This window comes from Colwellia maritima, from assembly GCF_022669015.1.
Classification (GTDB): Bacteria; Pseudomonadota; Gammaproteobacteria; order Enterobacterales; family Alteromonadaceae; genus Colwellia; species Colwellia maritima.
Window position 1 is genome coordinate 173,455 of sequence record NZ_JAKKSL010000006.1, and the last position, 21,853, is coordinate 195,307.

Here is a 21,853-nt window from a genome sequence, read left to right on the forward strand (position 1 = left end):
ATGTAATTGAAGCTGATATTAGTGTAAAGCAATGGTAAATTATACTTAAGCCATCGCAAACATGTATTTTATATAGCTCAATTTTTCTAAATCGAATAGGACGTAAATGACTTGAAATATTTTTTATTCCTCTTGTTACTGTGCAGTCAGGCATATGCCACTGATTGTCAAAAAGAATCTGAACATTGCGCAGAAATAGGTAAGTGGAATTTTTCTGTATCCTTAGGTGCGGGGATGGTATCCAATCCCTTGCATGGTGGTAATAATATTCCATTAGTCGTTATCCCAACAATAAGTTACTACGGTGAAAATATTTTCTTTGAAAATAACACGTTAGGCTATTCTTTTTTTGAGAATGATCATTTTATTATCAGTGCTATTGGTAAATTAAACTATGAAAAATCTTACTTCTCGCGCCGGCACCCAGAAAACATATTGGTAGATTCATCAACAAGCAATACCGTTATTTCTACGCCAGATACTGATGATCAAAATACTAATGCACCAAATGAAATTATTCGAGAACCTGTCGTTAATGTTAATGAGGTTTCAGATAGGGATTGGGCAATTGATCCGGCATTCAACTCAATTGGTTTATTAATAAAGCTACCGATGCAAAACTAAATATTCTTCACGATATAAACAATGTTTATAATGGTTTTAATGGGCAATTAGCGTTCACTAGAAGGGTGACTGTAGAAGCATTGCCTTGACACGATAATGTCGTTTAGTTTAGGTGCTAATTGGAATAGCGAAAAATTGGTTGATTATTATTATGGAATTTCGAAAGAAAGAGATCCCAAAGTAAAAGCAAGTTATCAAGGAAAACAAAGTGTTAACCCGTATTTACGCTTTGCTTTAAAACATGATCTTTCAGAGCATTGGCGTGTAAGAGTGCAAGTTAAACGTGTTTTTTTAGCCGCAGGCACAACCAACAGCCCTTTAGTTAAAGAAGATCATGTGAATACTGTTTTTGCGGGGGTAACTTATGACTTCTAGTGTTTGTAAGCATACCTTTATTCTTTTTATTTTGAGTAGCTTCTCGCCTTTATTATCAGCGGCATCATCCACTAAATTAATCATAAAACCCTCTGTATGTATGGTAAAAAGCCCTGGCGATAGTTGTCAAATGACAGTATCGGTACAATGGCATACCGACGAGACAATAGCAGCTTGTTTATTTCAAAATGATATACGCTTACATTACCGGGAAAACGTACAAAATATCAAGACCAAAATGGCGATATCATTAGAGCAAGACATGATGTTCACATTAAAAAATGATCAACAAATATTTGCCACACAACAAATAAAAATTAATACTGCATTACCAACAAAATATCGACGACGACTACGTGCAGATTGGAGCTTCTTTTAATGAATCATATATTACTGGTTGAAGATGATTTGCGCTTAGCGAACCTTATTGCTAAATTTTTAGAGCAAAATGATTTTCGCGTATCTATGTTGCATCAAGGCAATATGGTTGCCAGTTTCTTGCAAAAAAACTCCCCCGATTTAATTATTTTAGATGTAATGCTTCCTAACGAAGACGGCTTTACCGTTTGCCGTAAAATTCGCAACAGTTACACTAACCCTATTATCTTTCTAACAGCAAAAGACAGCGACTTTGACCATGTGCACGGTCTTGAAATAGGTGCTGACGACTACCTGATTAAGCCTATCGAGCCCCATGTACTATTAGCTAGAATCAATATGTTATTACGTCGTAAAAAACATAATGATAAGGTATCTGTTGAACAGTTAACTTTTGGTCAATTAACAATTCACAAAGCTTCACGACAAGTCACTTTAGCTTCAGAGCAGATTGAATTAACCGGACCATGAGTTTGAGCTGTTATGGCTATTAGCAAGCCACGCGGGTGAACCACAAAGTCGAGAATATATTCATAAGCAAATGATCAACCGTGAATATGATGGTTTAGATAGAAGTGTTGATGTTAGGGTTTCTCGATTAAGAAAAAAATTAGGTGACTGTGCAAATAACCCTTATCGCATTATCACGGTGTGGGGAAAAGGCTATTTATTTAGTAGTACCGCTTGGGACTAGCACTATGTTCATTATTCTAAATAGCAATCAAGCTTCAATCTTTGTGAACTTATTTTGAATCGCCTTTTTATCAACTTATACTTAGTAATTATCCTAGGTTTGCTCTCCATTAATTGGCTTTCTGAACAGCTTTGGCAGCAGTTTGTTGCATCAGAGATGATAGAAATAACAAACTCAGAAAAGCAACAATGGTACTACCTTGAACAAGTAACGAAAGTTTTACCTTTGCTGAATGAGGCCCAATCAAAACAAAACATAATACATCGGCTGAGTAAAGGTCTAGACATCCCCATAAAAATCCGCTTAATGAGCGACTTTTCTTGGCTTAATGAACAAAAAGAAAAGTTAATCGGTGAGGTTGTACTCAATTATGATGAGCAAGACAATGCTATCTTTTATGTTAAGTTCACCGACAGCTTCAATATATATCAATTAGGTCCCGTGAGCCGAAACGTACAATTAGACACTCAGTTTCAATATTTAAAATGGCTTTTTTTAAGTCTATCGTATCTATTATTAGCCGGCGTTATTGCGTTATGGACTAGACCGCTTTGGCGAGACCTAAAGCAACTTACCACGATGGCAAATGATATTGCTAATGGTAAATTAGACGTCGCGGTTTACACCAACCAACACTCACCAATAAAGCAAATTGTTATAACGTTTAAAGACATGGCTCATCGAATTATTCGATTATTGTCTGATCAAAAACACCTGGTTAATGCGGTATCACACGAACTACGAACACCATTATCACGTTTACGTTTTTCGCTAGCAATGCTCGAAGGCGTCAATGAGCAACAACGTAAAGAAATGAAGCAAGATGTTAGTGAAATTGAAGCCCTTATTGATGAAATGTTGAGTTATGCACGCTTAGAAAATGTTAACCAAGATATCAAAAAATCGTCAGTCGATTTACCTACACTTATCACGCATCAAATACAAAAACTAAATCGTACCACTGGCGTTAACATAACATGGCAGCAACCTGAACCGTACTTATATCAATGTAACGAGCACCTTATTGAACGTGCGGTTCAAAATTTATCAACCAATGCCTTACGCTATGCCAATTCTATGATAGAAATTAGCTTAAAAATGACACCGACATACATACAAATAATTGTTGAAGATGACGGTCCAGGAATACCATTACAAAATCGCGAGAATATATTTGAACCCTTTTTTAGATTAGAAACACATAGAAACCGTAGTGAAAATCAACAGAAAGGTGGTTATGGCTTAGGACTAGCTATTGTGAAAAGAATTTGTGAGTGGCACAAGGGAAGCTGCACCCTGAATGATTCAACACTGGGTGGATGCCAATTTATCATCAATTTACCTATAGATAAATTAGAAAAATAAAAGGCAACAAAGTGTCTCATCGAGATAATCAATATTGATGCTATTTTGAATATAAGAGGTAATTATTATATTCATTATCATCATGATTATAGTAATTGTTTTCTATTTGAAAAATCTTTCTGCCTTGTAAATTTGCCCTAATAATGTCATCGCCATAATGCTTGTACAGCAATTCTTTTAACTCGCCGTTAGCTAGCAATTTTTGTAAACCTGATTTAATTCGTTTCGCTATCCGCGGCTCTGAAGGAGAAACATAAACGTAAGAAAGCATCGGGATATTTAATGCAATTGTAGGTTCAACAACAACATTTTCCAATGTGTCTTTTCTTTCTTCTAATTCCGCATAAATTTCATAAATACTACGAGGCAAATAATCAAAACGATGCTTATCAAGCATTAAAAACAAGCCATCAAAATGCCCTGTTTCCATGACTTTATATCCACCATGTTTTAATATTTTTGTCGTTTCCCAGTAGTTCGTTAATCCTGCCGTAAGTTCTTTTAATTCTTGCAGAGTATTAATTTTTTCAAATTTTGGCAGATCAACTTTATTTATTAATAATAGTCTATAACCTAATAACCCCAATCTGATCGGAATTCGAATGGCGATATGTTGTTTATCCCATCTAGCATTACCTGGTAGGATTAACGTATTGACTAACTTACCCGTTAAACCCGAAAGAATCATCCGACCACCGCTCATTGTTATTTCAACAAGTTGTAAATCAAACGCACCATATTCTGGTTCTGTAATTTCAAGAGCGCGTCGAATTACATCACTATTATGAGCAGCTTTATTTTTAGAATATTGTTGAAGTTGCAACTTAACTATATCAACAGAATAAGCTTTAAAAGCAAATACAGCTAACACAAATAATATTGAGACACGGGTAAATAAAATGACAGTTTCCTTTATTATCTAAATGAGAACAAAATTTGTTTTCAAACTAATAACCATTAAAAAATATTAAATCAATGAGGTAAATTCAAATAATCATAGATTTCACTAGTTATAGTAGGTTCATTAAACAGCAATAATACCATCAAAAAAACATAGAATAACTATATTTATTTCTGGTTTAGTCGCAATAATACCAGTTTCATTAATTAAGTGATCTATTTTATACGTAGAAAAAATTGCCAAATACAAGGCATTTATTTCAATAACGTGTTGTTCTAATTATTAAATAAATAACAATGTAGTTGGCGATTTTAGCGAGTAGTAATGATCGCATAGTTTGTGAGATTGGTATAAATGCCATTTATATATAAAAGTTTACTTTACCAAAGAATGACAAATCCAATTTAATAATAAAGTTTAAGTACGCTATCGTGAATAACTAGTAAGCTAGATTAAAACAAAAAACCAACCCGAAGGTTGGTTTCAAATATAAAACGTGAAACAGTAAATTTAACGACTAAGCGAAAGGATTTACCTTAATAATCGTTTCATTACGATCAGGGCCAGTTGAAATAATATCAACCGGTACACCAGTAACGTCTTCTATACGCTTTATGTAGGCGAGTGCGTTAGCAGGTAGTTCATCAACTGACGTAGCGCCTACTGTATTTTCGCTCCAACCTGGAAGTTCTTCATAAACAGGCGTTATTTTTTCATAACCTTCAGCTGCAGTAGGTGGTACGGTGATAATCTCACCCGTTGCCGTTTTATAACCAGTACAAATTTTTAGCGTTGTTAAACCATCAAGTACATCAAGCTTAGTTAAGCAAAAACCTGTTAGGCTATTTACTTGGATGGCACGATGCATTGCAACTGCATCAAACCAACCACAACGACGTTCACGACCTGTTGTTGCACCAAATTCATGACCAACCGTACCTAAATGATGTCCAACTTCATCATTAAGCTCTGTTGGGAAAGGGCCTGAGCCAACACGTGTAGTATATGCTTTCGTAATACCAAGAATATAATCTAAGTGACGTGGTCCAACACCACAGCCCGTCGCTACACCACCAAGCAGTAGTATTTGACGAAGTTACGTAAGGATAAGTGCCATGGTCGATATCTAGTAACGTCCCTTGTGCACCTTCAAACATAATTGATTCACCATTTTTACGTGCTTGGTCAAGTAGTTCTGATACATCAGCTGTCATATTTTTGATGATATCTGCAACAGCTAACGCATCAGCAAGCACTTGTTCGTAATTTACTGGCTCAGCTTTATAATAATTAACTAATGCAAAATTATGGTATTCCATAATTTCTTTTAATTTAACTGCAAAAGTCTCTGCACAGAAAAGGTCACCTACTCGTAAGCCACGGCGAGCTACTTTATCTTCGTAAGCGGCCCAATACCACGACCAGTAGTACCAATAGGATTAGCGCCACGTGCAATTTCACGTGCAGCATCTAACGCTGTATGGTAAGGAAGAATTAGCGGACATGCATCACTAATAAGTAAGCGTTCACGTACTGGTACTCCCTTAGCTTCAAGCATTTCAATTTCTGCCATCAATGCTTTAGGACATAAAACAACACCATTGCCAATGAGGCATTTAACATTATCTCGTAATACGCCAGAAGGAATTAAATGAAGTACGGTTTTTTCACCGTCAATCACTAATGTGTGGCCTGCATTATGCCCGCCTTGATAGCGAACAACATATTTTGCTTTATCGGTTAGTAAGTCAACGATCTTACCTTTACCTTCGTCACCCCATTGGGTACCTAGAACAACTACGTTTTTGCCCATTTTTGCTATTTCGTAAGAAAATTAGGCGAGGATTCTAACAAAGATCAATTTACAGTCCAAGGGAAAAGAGCAGTTTTTTCCTGATAATATAAAATAGCCTTTTAAGTTAGGAGGTTATAGTTAGTCTTTTTTAATTAATTTTTTAAGCTATTGTGATAACCACACAACAATAGCCCCCAGTGTTAAAATAAATATACCAATATTACGAATGTCACTGATTGATTGTTCTGCTAACTTAAGCAGGTAATTTTTCCATTTATTCGGAAACAAGGAAATTTGGTGCCAACCCTTCAAGGATGAGTACTAAGCCAAAGGCTAATACTAGGGTATCTGTCATCATTTATCCCGTTATTTTCTTTATAAAAAAGCAAAGATAAATCTTTGGCTTTTAAGTTAATACAAAACATTAAGTAACATGAGGCGCTTACTTAGCTTTAGTACCATCTTTTAAATAGTTGAAAAAATCACTATCAGGTTTGACAACCATAATGTCATTTTTACTATTAAAGCTTTTTTCATAGGCTTCTAAACTACGATAAAAGCGATAAAATTCTGCATCTTTACTATAGGCATCAGAATATATCTTAGACGCTTCTGCATCACCTTCACCACGAATAGTAAAAGCATTCTTTTGTGCTTCAGCAAGCATTATCGTTACTTTAGCATCTATCGTTGCACGAATAATTTCTGATTGCTCTTGACCTTGCGATCTATGCTCTTTTGCAACAGCAGTACGTTCAGCACGCATACGTTCATAAATTGAATTACTCACTTCGGTAGGCAAGTTAATCGCTTTAATACGTACATCAACTACTTCAATCCCTAATTCGTCACGACTACTTTCAGCACTAGCTAAGGCTTGTTTCATAATATCATCACGATCGCCCGAAACAATTTCTTTAATGGTTCGATTACCAAACTCGGTACGAAGTCCATTATTTACTTTTTGTTTTAACAAAGCACGTGCATTCTCAACAGAGCCAGAAGTACGTAAATAGTACGTTGAAAAGTCAACAATGCGCCACTTAACAAAAGAGTCGACCATTAAATCTTTTTTCTCTGATGTTACAAAGCGATCTGGTGCTTCATCAAGTGTTTGAATGCGAGCATCTAATTTACGTACAGTTTCAATAAACGGTACTTTAAAATGTAGACCTGGATCAAAAACCATCATTTTATCGGTTTCAGAATCACGTTTAATTTTAGAAAACTGGAAAACAATACCACGCTGTCCTTCATAAATAACAAAAACAGAAGAGACAACTAGGGTAAATAGTAATACTAAAATAGCAATGGAAAAATTCTTCATTATTTAGTTGCTCCCATTGTCAAATCGATCGCTTCGACCAGATGTTGATGGTGAAGAGTTAATGCTTGATTGCTGTTGCGGCTGCGAGTATGACTGAGGTGATATACGCTGAGTTGTTGATTGCTGTTGCATAATTTTATCAAGTGGTAAATAGATCATATTATTACCTCCATCAACATCAACCATAACCTTGCTTGTATTACTGTATACTTTTTCCATTGTCGCAATATACAAACGTTGGCGTGTTACTTCGGGTGCTGCTTGATATTCAGGTAGAATTTTTTCAAAACGTGCTACTTCACCCTGTGCATCTAAAACTATTTGCCCTTTATAGGCAATGGCTTCTTGCTCCATACGTTTTACACGACCACGAGCGCGAGGTTCAATACCACGAGCATAAGCTTCAGCTTCACGTAAAAAACGTACTTCATCTTCTTGTGCTGAAATAGCGTCATCAAATGCATCTTTCACTTCATTTGGTGGACGAGCATCTTTAAAGTTAACGTCAACAATGATTAAACCTAAGTTATAAGGCTTAATAATTTTCTCAAGTTCTTCCCAAACTGATTGACGAATCAATTCACGCCCACTTGTCAAGATAGCATCCATTTTGGCATGGCCAACAACATAACGTAATGCACTATCAAGTGATTGGTTTAAACTATCGTCGGCGTTAGTCACACTAAATACATAGTCACGCGCATCAATAACTCGATATTGAATCTGCATTTCAACCTGAACGACATTTTCATCTTGAGTTAACATAAAACCAGATGATTGCATTTCTCGTGTGCTTTGCATATCAATTGGAATAATGCGGTCTACAAATGTCCACTTCCAATTAATACCGGGATCAACAGTTCCCGCATATTGCCCAAAGCGTAAAACGATACCTTTTTCTGCTTCTTTAATGGTATAGAAGCCACTAAAAGCATAGACAACAATAGCGATAATAAGCACTAAACTTATACCAATGGTTGACATACTTTTGCCTGATGGAGCCGAACCGCCTTTACCGCCGCCCTTTCCACCAAAGATACCACTGACTTTTTTGCCTAAATCATTAAGCAATTCATCTAAGTCTGGTGGCCCTTGGTTCTTTCCGCCTTTATTTTTCCAGGGGTCTTTATCGTTATTCCCCGGTTCATTCCAAGCCATGCTGTTCTCCGCTAGGTTAGTAATTAATTAGCTATTTATTGATTATTTTATTAAATATACGCAAATGTATGATAAAAGTATCACTTTTATCATACTCTATATAGGTATTCACACATTAATTTACAATATACTGTTCTATTTCGGTTCCTTCTTGTTTTAACAATCGATTCCATTCTCGTTTAGGTAATTTTACCTTAAGATGGCAGTACCCATCGTCATCATAAGATTCATCTTGAATGCTGTTTAATTGATATAAAACCCCTTTAAGTTTTCCTGCAATTGGCGGTATAACTAAAGTAGATTGAAACACTTGATTGCCTAGTCGTTCAGCTAAGGCGGTAAAAAACAAATCTATACCAATATTACCTTGTGCTGATAACCAAACTCTAATTGGCTGTCCTTGGTCGTCTCTGTCAATTCTAGGCTCAACATCGTCTAAATTATCTATTTTATTACAAATCACTAACTGAGGTACATCATCCGCTTCAATTTCCGAGAGTACATATTCTACTTGCTCTATATTTTCAGTACGTCTGTCATCAGAAATATCAACTACATGAAGCAATAATTCTGCTTCACGTGTTTCAGTTAACGTCGCTTTAAACGCAGCGACCAAATCATGAGGTAAGTGACGAATAAAACCGACTGTATCAGCCAAAATTACCCCGCCAACCCCCTCAAGTTCAATTCGCCTTAATGTTGGGTCGAGTGTTGCAAAAAGTTGGTCAGCAGCATAAACATCTGATTGAGTTAATAAGTTAAATAACGTCGATTTACCTGCGTTGGTATAACCAACTAATGATAAGGTTGGTAACTCGGCTCTTGTTCTAGCTCGTCTGCCTTGATGTCGCTGCCGCTCAACCTTCTCTAGCCGCTTACGAATATTCATCATGCGTTCGCGAAGTAAACGTCTATCTGTTTCTAATTGTGTTTCACCCGGCCCGCGTAAGCCTACACCACCTTTTTGTCGCTCTAAATGAGTCCGACCCCGAATGAGTCGACTACTCATATGTCGTAGCTGTGCTAATTCGACCTGTAATTTACCTTCATGCGTTCGCGCACGTTGAGCAAAAATATCAAGAATCAGTGTCGTTCTATCCACTACTCGACATTGACATAAAGCTTCAATGTTTTTTTCTTGTGAGGGCGTGAGGCTATGATTAAATAGCACAACATCAGCGTTAAACAAACGCACAGCTTCCGCGATTTCGTCGGCTTTGCCTGAGCCAACAAAAAATTTTGGATGTGGGGTATTTCGCTTGCCAGAAACAACCGTTAATTCATTAACGCCGGCCAGAAGAAACCAAAGATTTTAAATTCGGTTAAATCTTCTCGTGTACTTTCATCTGGAAAATCCAGGTGAACAAGCACTGCTTGTTCACCTGCTTGATAACGATCAAACAACGGTATTAAACCTTAGAAAAAAAGTCTGTCTAGACAGGAAATTGTTTTTGCTAATAAGATGCACCATGTAAGGGAAGTAATAACGAACCTACTATAATAGAAAATATAAAGCGTAAATTAATTACAATGAAAAAGTAACATATTACTCTTCAGATTCTGCTTCATTGGCGATAGGCGCGGTATTAACTGCACGTGCCGGCACTACCGTTGAAATAGCATGTTTATAAACCATTTGGCTAACTGTGTTCTTTAATAAGATCACAAACTGGTCAAAAGATTCAACTTGCCCTTGAAGTTTAATACCGTTTACTAAATATATTGCAACTGGAATGCGGTCTCGACGTAAAGCATTCAAAAATGGGTCTTGTAAAGATTGACCTTTTGCCATTGTATGGCTCCTTTTTATTATTAATAAAAGTAATTAATCAACTTGTATGATTAATGAAAATTTTTGCTAATCCTCAGCATATAACCTCTAAATTATACACCAATATTTTAATATTGCTTAATGATAGCTCTTATATTTACGAATTAAAAATATCTTAAACCGAGTTCAGGTTATATATTCGCTAAAATCATTTAGCATTTGCCAACCGCTGCTAATACTTTTGATAAATTATCTTCATCGTCTGTAGTTAGCCAATTTAAATTAGGCCAGTTTCTGAGCCAAGTTAATTGTCGTTTTGCTAATTGTCTGGTAGCACACACACCCCTAAAAAGCATTTCTTCATGGTCACATTCACCGCTTAGGTATTGCCACATTTGACGATATCCTACACAGCGAATTGACGGTAAATCTTCATGTAAGTCAGTACGTTTTTTTAAGGTAACTACTTCTTGTTCAAACCCTTGCGCAATCATTTGTTGATAACGCAAAGCAATGCGTTCGTGTAAGGTGCTTCGCTCTTTAGGTGTTATGGCAAATTGTAATATATTACCCTCAAGCTTATCACCTTTAGTTTGAGTTAATTGTGTCAAAGTGTTACCAGTTAAACGAAAAACCTCTAACGCTCGTGTTAATCGTTGCGGATCATTAGGATGAATTCGCTGTGCTGACACGGGGTCAATATCAGTTAGCTCTTCATGTAAAGCTTCCCACCCCTTAACTACCGCTTCTTTTTCTATTTGCTTACGAATAATGTTATTCGCAGCAGGTAATGGTGATATTCCTTCAATGAGACTCTTAAAATACATCATAGTTCCACCCACTAACAAAGGAATGCGGTTATTGGCGCGAATCTTTGCAATTTCAACGAGCGCATCTTGGCAAAAATCTGCCGCAGAGTAACTTTGCGATGCATCACGAAGATTAATTAACCGGTGCGGGTATTTTAATAATTCATCTGCAGTTGGTTTAGCGGTGCCTATATCCATATCACGATAGATCAAAGCTGAATCAACACTAATAATGTCACACGGTAAAGCATCATATATCGCCATCGCCAATGCAGTTTTACCCGATGCGGTTGGCCCCATTAAACAAATAACAGGAGGAGACTTAGCTAAACTATTGACGGACACTGGATTGAAATCTCACGTTGCTACTTGGTTTATCGCTTCATTAACCCTCTGGGTATTGGGGCTCAATTTTAGCGGTTAATTGCTTAATATCAGATGTAAGGTCTAAGGGGACAGAATTCAAGAGTAGCAAGGCTAATAATTGTGACCCAAACAATTTTTCGGCTGTTAGCCACAAGTTATTTGCTTGTTCTTCACTATAATTTTGTGCAGACATCACCTTCGCAATAGCAGAAATCATTAAACTAGCTTCATTTTCATCATTTTCACTCGTTCCTTTTATAGGACTGAGCTTTGTCATAGATAATTCATCAATAAGACTGATAAAACTCGCGCTAACATCTTGTTCCCGTAGAAGTGCAGGAAATTGGCGTATTTGAATTCTTTTGTTAGCGCGATTGCTTTCGTTGACATTTATAATAATACCGGCCAGCGTTAATAGGCTTTGAAAATTTTCAACGATTATCATTTGTTCCGCTGAAATTGTGATCATTACTGGCAGTAATAAAACCGGCTAATTAATCCTTGTTCTAATTTACCGTCACTTTGTTGCCACTCAGCGTTACTTTCCTTTTATGTATTTGGTATGCCAGAGCCGTCAATGATAACAAACGTAAACATTGTTGATGTTTAAAAACACCATACTTTTCTTGCTCAACCATAATAAAAAATTGCGTTGAAATAGGCTTTTCTTGCAAGACCTCTAATGCGTCTGACACTGTTGATTTCTCGCCTGTGGTTGACGAAACGGGTGTCATTAATTGCTGATAATTTGCCACGGCATCTTTGGATGATAAGGGTCTATGCGTATAATGATTTGCGGCAGGGTTTACGTTACCACTTGTTTCACATATCTGATTAGGAATGACCTGATCCATTTGTTTCTGACTTACATGAGCTAACGGCGTTACATAGTCAGGACGTGTATAGTGAATATTAGCCAATTCTGGCTCATGCTGAATCGTATCAACAAGGGCATTGCTTGCTTGGTTGTTTTCCATTAGCGCTTTATGGCAAACGGCGTAAATAAAATCATGCACATAACGACTTTGATGGAAACGCACTTCATGTTTGGCCGGATGAACATTGACATCCACTTCACGATGATCAAGTGATAAAAACAACACAAAAGCAGGATAGGTATCCGGCGGTAATAAATCGGCATACGCTTGTCGTATAGCATGATTAATGAGTTTATCACGCATCATTCTGCCGTTAACATAGCTATAACAAAGATCATTTTGATTACGAGCAAAACTCGGTTTCGTTAACCAACCTGTAAAGACCATGTCGTCATGCCGGCAATCGATTTCTATTGCATTATCAACAAACTTTTGACCACAAACCATAGCGACTCGCTTAGCCGTTTGTGCTTTAGTCGTGGCAGCACGATACTGGCGGATTATTTTACCGTTATGCGTAAGTGAAAAAGTAACATGAAAACAGGCCCGCAATACGTCGTATCACTTCATCAATATGAGTAAACTCTGTTTTCTCAGTGCGTAAAAATTTACGTCTTCTTTGGGGTATTAAAAAATAAATCTAAGACTTCAATTGTGGTGCCATCAGGATGTGCAGCCGGTTGTATGGTCACGGCCATATCACGACCTTCTGCACTTGCTTGCCATGCAGTAGCTTGGCTTTTCGGTTTAGACGTCAATGTAAGCCTTGCTACAGAGCTAATACTGGCTAATGCCTCACCTCGAAAACCTAAACTGTTTATAGCTTCTAAGTCTTTTAACTCTTTTATCTTACTCGTGGCATGACGGCTTAACGCAAGTGTGAGTTCGTCTTTAGCAATCCCCACACCATTGTCATTAATACGAATTCGTTTAACCCCTCCCTTATCAACCTCAATATTGATGGTAGTTGCACCGGCATCTAAGCTATTTTCAACAAGCTCCTTAATAACCGAAGCGGGTCTTTCTACCACTTCACCTGCAGCTATTTGGTTTGCTAAACGGGTCGGAAGTATCGCTATTGACATAGTTTTTCTTATTTATTATTGCTTTTTGCTTATTAAAAAAGGCGTTACCCTTCGCGAGGAATTTTTAAGGTTTGACCAATGCGTAATACATTCGATTTTAAGTTATTGATTGATTTAATTGTATCTATTGATGTTTTATAACGTTGCGCAAGCACTGATAAAGATTCGCCACTACGTACTTTATGTTTTTTCATTTCAGTCGCTGCCAATAATGTCCCTTTAGGCGTGTTTTCTAGAAAGAAACTGTCGACTGCATTAAAAATAGCCTTGGCAAGTTTTTGCCGGTGATGATGATTGTTCAGTTTTTTCTCTTCTGATGGATTAGAAATAAACCCGGTTTCAATAAGTACTGATGGAATATCAGAAGATTTCAATACTGCTAAACTTAAGCCTTCAGGATTTTTTTTATGAAGCTTAGTCACCTGTTTTAATTCTTTAATTACATGTAAGGCAAATTCATAACTACTTGCCATTGTGTATTCTTTTTTCATGTCAGCTAGGGTAAAGGCTAGATTTTTATCTTTAGTCTTTTTAATGGTTTCACCTGCACCACCCAATAATTCTGATTCATCTTGTCTATTTTCAATCCAACGAGTAAATTCAGAGTTTGCACGTCTAGACGACTGAACTAACACTGATGCGCCGTAGGGTTTAGGAGAAACAAACGCATCAGCATGAATAGAAATAAGTAAGTCGGCTTTATTTTTTCTCGCCAATTCTGTTTTACGACTATGGGTAACGTAATAATCGCCCGTTCGAATCATCACCGCTTTAAAACCAGAACGTTGATCAATCAATGCGGCAAGTTTTTTTGCAATTAACAAGGTCACTCGTTTTTCGTAAGAGCCTTTAGCACCGATAGAACCAGGATCTTCACCGCCATGCCCCAAGAACAATTGCAATAATAATATCGCGTTTTTCGTTCGGAAGTGTTTTTAATATATTGTCATCTTTTTTTTCTTTATCATATAAATCAATTACTAAACGATCACTATATTGCCCTGCAGGTGCAAGAGGGAAGACAGTAATGGGGTAAGCTTTAGCCAATTCTAATACTAAACGTGTGTCTGATTTTGATTTTGTGGTACTGGTTCGAATAAGTTTAATACGTGGGTCATTGTTAGCTAATAAAGCTAGATCAGCGGTATTGTTGGTATCTTTAAAATCAATCACTAGTCGATCGGGCTTACTTAACGTGAAATATTTATAATCTGGTTTTGATTTAAGATCAAAAACAATGCGTGTATTTTCAGGCGCGGGCCAAACACGAATACCATTAATACTATTTGTACTTGCTGAAGCATAACTTACTGTCAACAATGCCGCGGCTAGTAAAGGCCAAAGCAAAGTAGAAATAATGTAAGTAAGCAAACGCATAATGAACCTTAAATGATAATATTCTCTAAACAATGTCAACATGGCTAATCAATTAGCACTTATCGTAAGCTAGCGCTAGGAAGTTAGCTGCGCTAATTGCAGTAAAACACCTTCGCCCCGACTCGAACATGCTTGTAAATCAATCAACCTTTGTTCGTTTTGATACTCTATATTAATGATTATATCGGCATTAGCCAAGACCCCAGTCCCTTTTTCTGGCCATTCGATAAAACAACAGCAATTATCAGCAAAGTAATCACGGATCCCCATGTATTCTAATTCTTCTGGATCACCCAAACGATAAAGGTCAAAGTGGTATACTTGCCAAGGTGGCAATTCATAGGGTTCAACCAATGTATATGTCGGACTTTTCACATTGCCTTGATGTCCCATGCCCCGAACAAAACCACGGGTTAATGTTGTTTTTCCTGCACCTAGGTCGCCGTTTAAAAAAACCACTAATGATTGCTGCGTTAATTTCTGCTCATACTGACCTTGCAATACTTTCGCTAAATTCTCACCTACAGCCACGGTCGCGGCTTCGTCTGCTAAAAAATATTCTAACTGTTTCATTGATTCTCAAAATTTATATTGAATGATGATTTTCATTCGCTAATGTTTGCAATGGCATAAATAAATCACTCGCTAACATGCCACGTTGACCACGCTTATTAGCGATAATATCACCTGCAGCACCATGAATATAGACACTTGAGCAAGTAGCAGTAAAATAATCACTCGCTTGTAAAGCGAATGCGGCCACAACACCTGAAAGTACGTCCCCCATGCCTCCAGACGCCATACCAAGATTACCTGTACTGTTTATAACAGTTTTATTCCCGTCTGAGATCAAAGTTCCTGACCCTTTCAAAATACATATTCCACCATATTTTTTAGCAATTGCTTTTACTGCTGTAAAACGATTAGCTTCGATACTTGCTACGTCACACCCTAACAAATTAGCAGCTTCCTTTGGATGTGGAGTTAAAATCCGGCGCTCACAGTAATATTCTGTGCGTGCGAGCAACGCTAATCCATCAGCATCAATGACTAACCGTTTCTGTTTATTGGTTAGGGTATAGTTGATGATCAAATCAAATAACGCTTTTGACCAAGTTGTTTGTCCTAGCCCCGGTCCAATCAATAAAACATTAGCTTTTTTCATCATTGTTGTATTAACCAATTGGTCCACGGTACTTGGCGCTAACATTAATTCTGGCCGGCCGTTGAAAACCATGGAGCGATTACTTTTATGGCAGCAAACAGAAACAAGTGCAGCACCACATCTTAACGTAGCTTCACTTGCTAAACGTATCGCTCCAGGCATTCCCTCACCACCACCAACACACAGCACTTGACCAATATTACCTTTGTGACTGGTATTTAGACGATTTTTTAATGGACTAACGTCATTAAGTAAAGGGTTAGTTGTTTGATAACTCACATCGCTTTTAACCATTTCAGTAAAAACATCACCCAAACCAATCTCGGCTAAGCGTAAGTCACCGACAAAATTAGCCGCTTGCCCTGAAAGTAGCCCCTGCTTATAAACAATGAAGGTAACGGTTACATCGGCAATAACTGCATTGTTTTGACTGACAAAACCCGTTGTTGCGCATAACCCTGAAGGAGTATCGATACTTAGCACACTAGCTTTGTGCGTATTGATGCACGTAACTAGCTGCTGCATAGAGTCATTTAATGTGCCATAAAAGCCAATACCAAATAGTGCATCGACAATAACATCTCCTGAAAAATCACCAATATAATCCAGTAAATTATTAGTGACTACTTGTGTTACACCAACCTCAAGCATTGCTTGGTAAGCAATTAGTGCATCGCCCTTAATTAATTCAGGCTCGCACGTTATCAGCACGCTCACGTTAATATTGGCTAAATGAGCTAAGCGCGCTAAGATAAAACCATCCCCCCCATTATTGCCCTTGCCTGATATAACAAGAATGCTTTTTGCCTGGGGCCAACGTTGACTCAAAATTTTATACGCGGCACTACCGGCTCTTGTCATTAATTCATACATTGGCAGCATTTGACTTTTCGCCACTACGCCTTCATTGTCCAAAACTTGTAGCGCACTATAAGCGCTGTACCTGTGATGTTTTGTGTTAGCCGGTTGTGATAAACTCATCAAAAATTTACACCTTGTTAGTTATCTTTTGATTAATTAAGTATACTTCACTTACTGTAATTGCATCGGTTATCTCACTTAAAAATGACAAATACAACACTTAATACTCCCACTATTAACTATCCTGAATTGGTTGAAAAAATCAAGTGTTGGGGAAAAGAATTAGGCTTTTCTCAACTGGGTATTACGGATATTGATCTATCAAAACATGAGCAAGCATTAGAGAAATGGCTTGCAAATAATTATCATGGCAATATGGACTACATGGCTCGTCATGGTTTAATGCGCGCACGTCCAAGCAGAATTAGAGCCTGGGACGGTCAGAGCGATCAGTGTTCGATTAGACTATTTACCAACAAAAGCAAAATGTGCACGCATTTTAAAAGCGAAAGATCATGCTTATATAAGCCGTTACGCATTAGGCCGAGATTACCACAAATTAATGCGTAAACGACTTCAACAATTAGGCAAACTGATTACCGAATATTGTGAACACTTTAATTTTCGCCCTTTTGTTGATTCTGCACCTATATTAGAACGTCCTTTAGCTGAAAAAGCAGGCTTAGGTTGGGTAGGTAAACATAGTTTATTACTTAACAAAGAGGCAGGTTCATGGTTTTTTATCGGTGAGCTTTTGATTGATATTCCTTTACCTGTCACCGTGGAACAGCCTGACAATAACGATTTAACTGAAACAAAGGTAAATGACTGTGGTCACTGTGTCGCTTGTATTAAAATATGCCCAACACAGGCTATTGTTGAACCTTATGTTGTTGATGCAAGACGCTGTATTTCTTATTTTACCATTGAATCACCTGATCCAATCCCCCTTGAACTAAGACCATTAATGGGTAATAGAATTTACGGCTGTGATGATTGCCAGTTAATTTGCCCATGGAATAAATACGCTAAACTCAGTTTAGAAAATGATTTTCAAGCTCGACATCAACTAGATGAAATAACACTGTTAACGCTCTTTTCTTGGGAAGAATCTTATTTTTTAAGTGCTTTTGAAGGCTCCCCTATACGTAGAATAGGGTTTCAAAGTTGGCAGAGAAATATTGCCGTTGCTTTAGGTAATGCACCTTGGGATATACAGATTATTGAAGCATTAGAAAAACAGTTAGCCAATGCTTCCACATTAGTTGCTGAACATATTCACTGGGCGATTAAACAACAACAATTAAAAAGCCCTAGTAACAACACAAATTCAATAAATAGCACAAACAATAATGCCAATAACAGACTCAATGCTCGATTGATTCGCTCTGTTGAAAAAGGACTGCCCAGAGATGCCTAGTTATTTTTCCGCCAATCCTATCCTAAATAGCTTCGGCGAAGGTATCAATATCATCCAACGCAAGGCGTGTTTCTTTAACTAATGCATTTATTGTTTCTACATTCTTTGGGTATTTCGTGACAACTTAATAGGTTTGTCCATTGAGTACACAGTAATAGCAATTGTGGAGCTGTTAGAATTTGTGCATTCAATGTTAAGGCCGCCACAGATAATTTAGCTGCATTTATGTTTTTTTCTTTGAGCGCTTCAATGAGTAAATTAAGTTGTTGATGATTATCTTGCGTGTAATCATCCAAGCATAAATAATGCCAACTCAACCGAACCTTGATTATGTAAATAGTTTGAAAAATTGAAAATTTTGGTCTGTTCATCACCCGTTAAAATATCTGCAACTTGTGTAATAACCCTATCATCTAATGACGCTAATAGTTCTGATTCAATGTCATGTTCATCATCATGGGACTGGAGTTTTATTGTACTCCCAAGATTTTGTGGTTTCGACCAAACACCTTGCTTAAGCTTGAGCCAAGGTGATAACACTTCAACAAGTTCAAGCAAGGTACTTTCTTTAGCGAGTCTTCCCTTATGCCAATGTTCGAAATAGACACCATGACTTTTATTAACAACGGGCATACTGTTAGATAGATCAAAAACACCAATGTCAATTTTGGGTGTATTCTTCATTTCCAGAAAAGCTGTTTCAACAAATTCGGTTATCAATAAGCTATATTGTCCTGTTTTCCAGAATGTTTCTTGCCGGGATTCATGAGAAACTATCTGCACATAAAAGCCTAGCCATTGCAATAATCGTTGTAAATTTTGATAATGTTGCGGCGATTTTACCCCCAGTAATAAAGGCAATTGCGTTGGCTGATATTGATTATCAACAAAGGGCTCACAACCAAATAATTGGTTATCTTGTTCATCATTGGCTAAAAGCTGAATAATATTTTCTATAAACGTATCTTTACATAAAATGTGCTCTGCTTGAGCATAAAAACCAAAGTGTTCATACTTAAGATTATGTGATTGAAGTACCATTAACTTAGGTTGCATCGAATGCGGCAATTGAGTGAGTTTATCCTTGATATAATCAAGATGGCTGAATGCCATGTCACTCGAAATCACTAATACATCAAGCTTATGAAGGTTTAGATATTTGGCACTAAGGTAATGCTCAATACTTTCGATTACGGCTAAGCGTTCGAATTTACCTTTAGCTGACAATACTGTTTTTTCAATTAATTCAGCCAATACCCCATTATTTGATAACAAAATTACTTTTGCGTTATTTAAGGTAACATTATCAAAAATTGCTATTGATGATGCTATAGCTAAGGGCAATTCAAAATTAAGTTGATAACCCTCATCAACAAGTTGAGCAACAACATTTCCGCCATACTGCTTGGCTAACAAGATTGAAAATACTTCAACCGATGAAGACGCCGTGATTAACGTTGATTGTGATCGAACAAGCTGCGTAACAAGATCTGGCAATACCTTGAGTGATTTAACTTTTACTTTAGCTGAAAAGCATACTAATTGTCGTCCCACACTTTTATCAAGTAATTGCACCTGTAAAAGTAATTGAGCTTCATTGCGGTCAGCAAGCGAAATATCAATAAACAAAGAGATTAACTGCTGAAATAAACGAAAATCAATTTTCACCTCATTTAATAACTGCTCATCAAAACTAACAACTAGCTGATTATTGTTAATCAATTGTTCCTGTTGTTTATTAAACAAAATAGCATGAAGTTCCGTGAGTAAATTAATATCACCCAATTCTAATCGTGACTTCGCTGACTGAACCGTTAACGCCAAACGAAATTGTGCTAACCGTTGACATAATAAACTTAATTGCGTTGTTATATTCAAGCCATGATTGTTAGTGATTAACTCTGGTTTAATACAGGTCAATTGATGCCTTTGAATTATATTTAAAATTGCTCCTTCTATCGACGCATAATGCTGCAATTCAGTATCAAGCTTTTTTTGATCTTTCGTTTTACTGTCTAGTTGATATTTTTCATTAAGTTGAATTGCATATTCTGTTTTTTCAACTTGCTCTGATAAACGCTGCTCGGTAGATTTTAGTTGAGTTGACAATGATTGAAATTCAAGTTCACTATGCGAGGAGGTGGCACTACTTTTCACAAGCTGTATTATTTCATATGTTTCAGCACAATTAGCGAATGTATTTGCGGTCGGCTTGTCAATAACGTCTTTAATAATATCAATACTACGTTGAGTAGAAACCTTAATTTTTCGACGTATTTGCCATAATAAAAAGACACAGATATACAAGAAAAAACCAATCGTTGCAGTTAAAGTAGTAACGATATTATGATCCGACACCTGAACATTAAACTTACCAAGAAAAACATGGATCATGTTTTTTCCATTCGCTTGTGGATATACATAAGGGCTTGTCATAAGTTGTCTGATTTTTTGTTGCTGAGCTGTCAAATCATCTTGATAACCTTGAGCTAAGCGAATATAACCTTGCCATTTTGTTAAGGCGCTTTGCTCTGTTATGACTATTTTTTCAAACGTATCAAATTGCTGATTGACATCAACCATTCCTTGAGTGATTTCAATTCCCTTAACTTGCTTATGTAATAAAAGAAGTTGCGCTACTTTTACGCGCAAATGCTCAAAACTTGCCATAGAAGTACGCATATCTAATTGTTCAAAGCTTAATAATACATCCGATAACAAAGACTTTAATTGTTGTAAACTATTTAAATGCTGAACTGACTTGGCATAAGCCGTTGCACTAGTGTAACTAACTTTATTGCTTACTTTTTCAGTTTGGAGTTGTGTAAAAAGAGTACTTTGATTAGCAAGTTGATTATCGATAACGGGTTGAATAGATAAAAGCATTAATTGCAATTGAATAATACTGCTTTGTTTTAACTGTTGATTGCGCGTAAAACTATCTTGAAGGCGAGAGACAATATCCTCGGTGAGTTTATATTCATTCAGCCATTGCTGAAACAGCGCAGTATTAGTGCTATTTTGTTCCAATAACTGCGCATTAATTGCAATCAACTCTTTATGGAGTTCAACAAAATTCTCTGCATTGGCAGCAAATAATAAATCGCTCATGAGTTCATCAGCTTTATGTAGCGCTTTAATGTGCTGTAATTCTTGCGCTATAGGGATTAGTTGATTGGCTTCTAATGTGCTTTTTTGAACGTTATGCTGATAAAACAGAGCATACGTTAATCCCACAATCACCATAATAGTTAACAATAAAGCCAATAATAAAGAAGTAAATTGTCTATATAAGGGTTTTAATTTTGCTATTTTTTGGGGTTGAATAGGCGCCGTATCATCATTGTTCAGGTTAGCAAACTCGTCAATATTGCTCATAGCTATTGTTTTTATTCTTAATTACTTAATACACTTAGTTTATACCAAAGCGTAAGGGAAATAATAGCCAGATAACAAAAATAGACACACGTTATAAAATTATGCTTGGCCGGCAGAAGCTTAAAG

Annotated in this window: 17 protein-coding genes and 5 pseudogenes; 6 read left to right on the top strand and 16 right to left on the bottom strand. The window is 36.9% G+C overall.

Annotation, left to right across the window (positions count from 1 at the left end):
• Positions 1-111 precede the first annotated feature (111 nt).
• The 5 genes and pseudogenes from L3081_RS28740 (at position 112) to L3081_RS23420 (ending at position 3,436) form a co-directional block, all read left to right on the top strand.
• Positions 112-624: a MipA/OmpV family protein gene (locus tag L3081_RS28740; protein ID WP_242288702.1), complete on the top strand. Its 513-nt coding sequence runs from the start codon at positions 112-114 to the stop codon at positions 622-624.
• 96 nt (positions 625-720) lie between these two features.
• A complete protein-coding gene (locus tag L3081_RS28745; protein ID WP_242288703.1) occupies positions 721-999 on the top strand; it encodes a MipA/OmpV family protein in 279 nt (92 codons plus the stop codon).
• Positions 989-1,378, top strand: coding sequence for a DUF3019 domain-containing protein (locus L3081_RS23410; protein ID WP_242288704.1), 390 nt, complete (start codon positions 989-991; stop codon positions 1,376-1,378). The genes L3081_RS28745 and L3081_RS23410 overlap by 11 nt, the downstream gene beginning before the upstream one ends.
• Positions 1,378-2,071, top strand: a pseudogene (locus L3081_RS23415) (response regulator). The gene L3081_RS23410 and the pseudogene L3081_RS23415 overlap by 1 nt, the downstream one beginning before the upstream one ends.
• A 54-nt stretch (positions 2,072-2,125) precedes the next feature.
• A complete protein-coding gene (locus L3081_RS23420) occupies positions 2,126-3,436 on the top strand; it encodes an ATP-binding protein (RefSeq protein ID WP_242288705.1) in 1,311 nt (436 codons plus the stop codon).
• Positions 3,437-3,476: 40 nt separating this feature from the next.
• On the opposite strand, the gene L3081_RS23425 is transcribed toward L3081_RS23420, so the two are convergent.
• The 14 genes and pseudogenes from L3081_RS23425 to L3081_RS23480 all read right to left on the bottom strand — a co-directional run bounded on the left by L3081_RS23425 (position 3,477) and on the right by L3081_RS23480 (position 17,049).
• Positions 3,477-4,307: a hypothetical protein gene (locus L3081_RS23425; RefSeq protein WP_242288706.1), complete on the bottom strand. Its 831-nt coding sequence runs from the start codon at positions 4,305-4,307 to the stop codon at positions 3,477-3,479.
• 547 nt (positions 4,308-4,854) lie between these two features.
• Positions 4,855-6,150 (bottom strand): annotated as a pseudogene (locus tag L3081_RS23430) (adenylosuccinate synthase).
• Between the two features lie 147 nt (positions 6,151-6,297).
• A complete protein-coding gene (locus L3081_RS29270) occupies positions 6,298-6,444 on the bottom strand; it encodes a DUF2065 family protein (RefSeq protein WP_420839782.1) in 147 nt (48 codons plus the stop codon).
• A 130-nt stretch (positions 6,445-6,574) separates the two neighbouring features.
• A complete protein-coding gene (hflC, locus tag L3081_RS23435; RefSeq protein ID WP_242288707.1) occupies positions 6,575-7,459 on the bottom strand; it encodes a protease modulator HflC in 885 nt (294 codons plus the stop codon).
• Positions 7,460-7,462: 3 nt separating this feature from the next.
• The gene (gene hflK, locus L3081_RS23440; RefSeq protein WP_242288708.1) at positions 7,463-8,617 is read right to left on the bottom strand and encodes an FtsH protease activity modulator HflK; all 1,155 of its coding nucleotides are present in this window, start codon (positions 8,615-8,617) and stop codon (positions 7,463-7,465) included.
• Positions 8,618-8,732: 115 nt separating this feature from the next.
• A pseudogene (hflX, locus tag L3081_RS23445) lies at positions 8,733-10,021 on the bottom strand (ribosome rescue GTPase HflX).
• A gap of 142 nt (positions 10,022-10,163) precedes the next feature.
• A complete protein-coding gene (gene hfq / locus L3081_RS23450; protein WP_242288709.1) occupies positions 10,164-10,409 on the bottom strand; it encodes an RNA chaperone Hfq in 246 nt (81 codons plus the stop codon).
• Positions 10,410-10,600: 191 nt separating this feature from the next.
• The gene (gene miaA / locus L3081_RS23455; protein WP_242288884.1) at positions 10,601-11,497 is read right to left on the bottom strand and encodes a tRNA (adenosine(37)-N6)-dimethylallyltransferase MiaA; all 897 of its coding nucleotides are present in this window, start codon (positions 11,495-11,497) and stop codon (positions 10,601-10,603) included.
• Between the two features lie 85 nt (positions 11,498-11,582).
• On the bottom strand, positions 11,583-12,041 hold the full coding sequence (locus L3081_RS23460; protein ID WP_274620740.1) for a hypothetical protein: 459 nt from the start codon (positions 12,039-12,041) through the stop codon (positions 11,583-11,585).
• Positions 12,042-12,069: 28 nt separating this feature from the next.
• Positions 12,070-13,526: pseudogene (gene mutL / locus L3081_RS23465) on the bottom strand (DNA mismatch repair endonuclease MutL).
• 44 nt (positions 13,527-13,570) lie between these two features.
• A complete protein-coding gene (locus L3081_RS28750) occupies positions 13,571-14,416 on the bottom strand; it encodes an N-acetylmuramoyl-L-alanine amidase (protein WP_338027483.1) in 846 nt (281 codons plus the stop codon).
• A complete protein-coding gene (locus L3081_RS28755) occupies positions 14,400-14,903 on the bottom strand; it encodes an AMIN domain-containing protein (protein WP_338027484.1) in 504 nt (167 codons plus the stop codon). The genes L3081_RS28750 and L3081_RS28755 overlap by 17 nt, the downstream gene beginning before the upstream one ends.
• A 75-nt stretch (positions 14,904-14,978) precedes the next feature.
• Positions 14,979-15,476, bottom strand: a complete 498-nt coding sequence (gene tsaE / locus L3081_RS23475) for a tRNA (adenosine(37)-N6)-threonylcarbamoyltransferase complex ATPase subunit type 1 TsaE (RefSeq protein ID WP_242288711.1) — start codon at positions 15,474-15,476, stop codon at positions 14,979-14,981.
• 13 nt (positions 15,477-15,489) lie between these two features.
• Positions 15,490-17,049 carry an NAD(P)H-hydrate dehydratase gene (locus L3081_RS23480; protein WP_242288712.1) on the bottom strand — a complete coding sequence of 520 codons (1,560 nt, stop codon included), beginning with the start codon at positions 17,047-17,049 and terminating at the stop codon, positions 15,490-15,492.
• Between the two features lie 84 nt (positions 17,050-17,133).
• Here L3081_RS23480 and queG point away from each other — a divergent pair.
• Positions 17,134-18,349: pseudogene (gene queG, locus L3081_RS23485) on the top strand (tRNA epoxyqueuosine(34) reductase QueG).
• 74 nt (positions 18,350-18,423) lie between these two features.
• Here the strand turns inward: queG and L3081_RS23490 are convergent.
• Positions 18,424-18,645: a hypothetical protein gene (locus L3081_RS23490; protein WP_242288713.1), complete on the bottom strand. Its 222-nt coding sequence runs from the start codon at positions 18,643-18,645 to the stop codon at positions 18,424-18,426.
• Positions 18,638-21,727: a hypothetical protein gene (locus L3081_RS23495; protein WP_242288715.1), complete on the bottom strand. Its 3,090-nt coding sequence runs from the start codon at positions 21,725-21,727 to the stop codon at positions 18,638-18,640. The genes L3081_RS23490 and L3081_RS23495 overlap by 8 nt, the downstream gene beginning before the upstream one ends.
• Positions 21,728-21,853 lie beyond the last annotated feature (126 nt).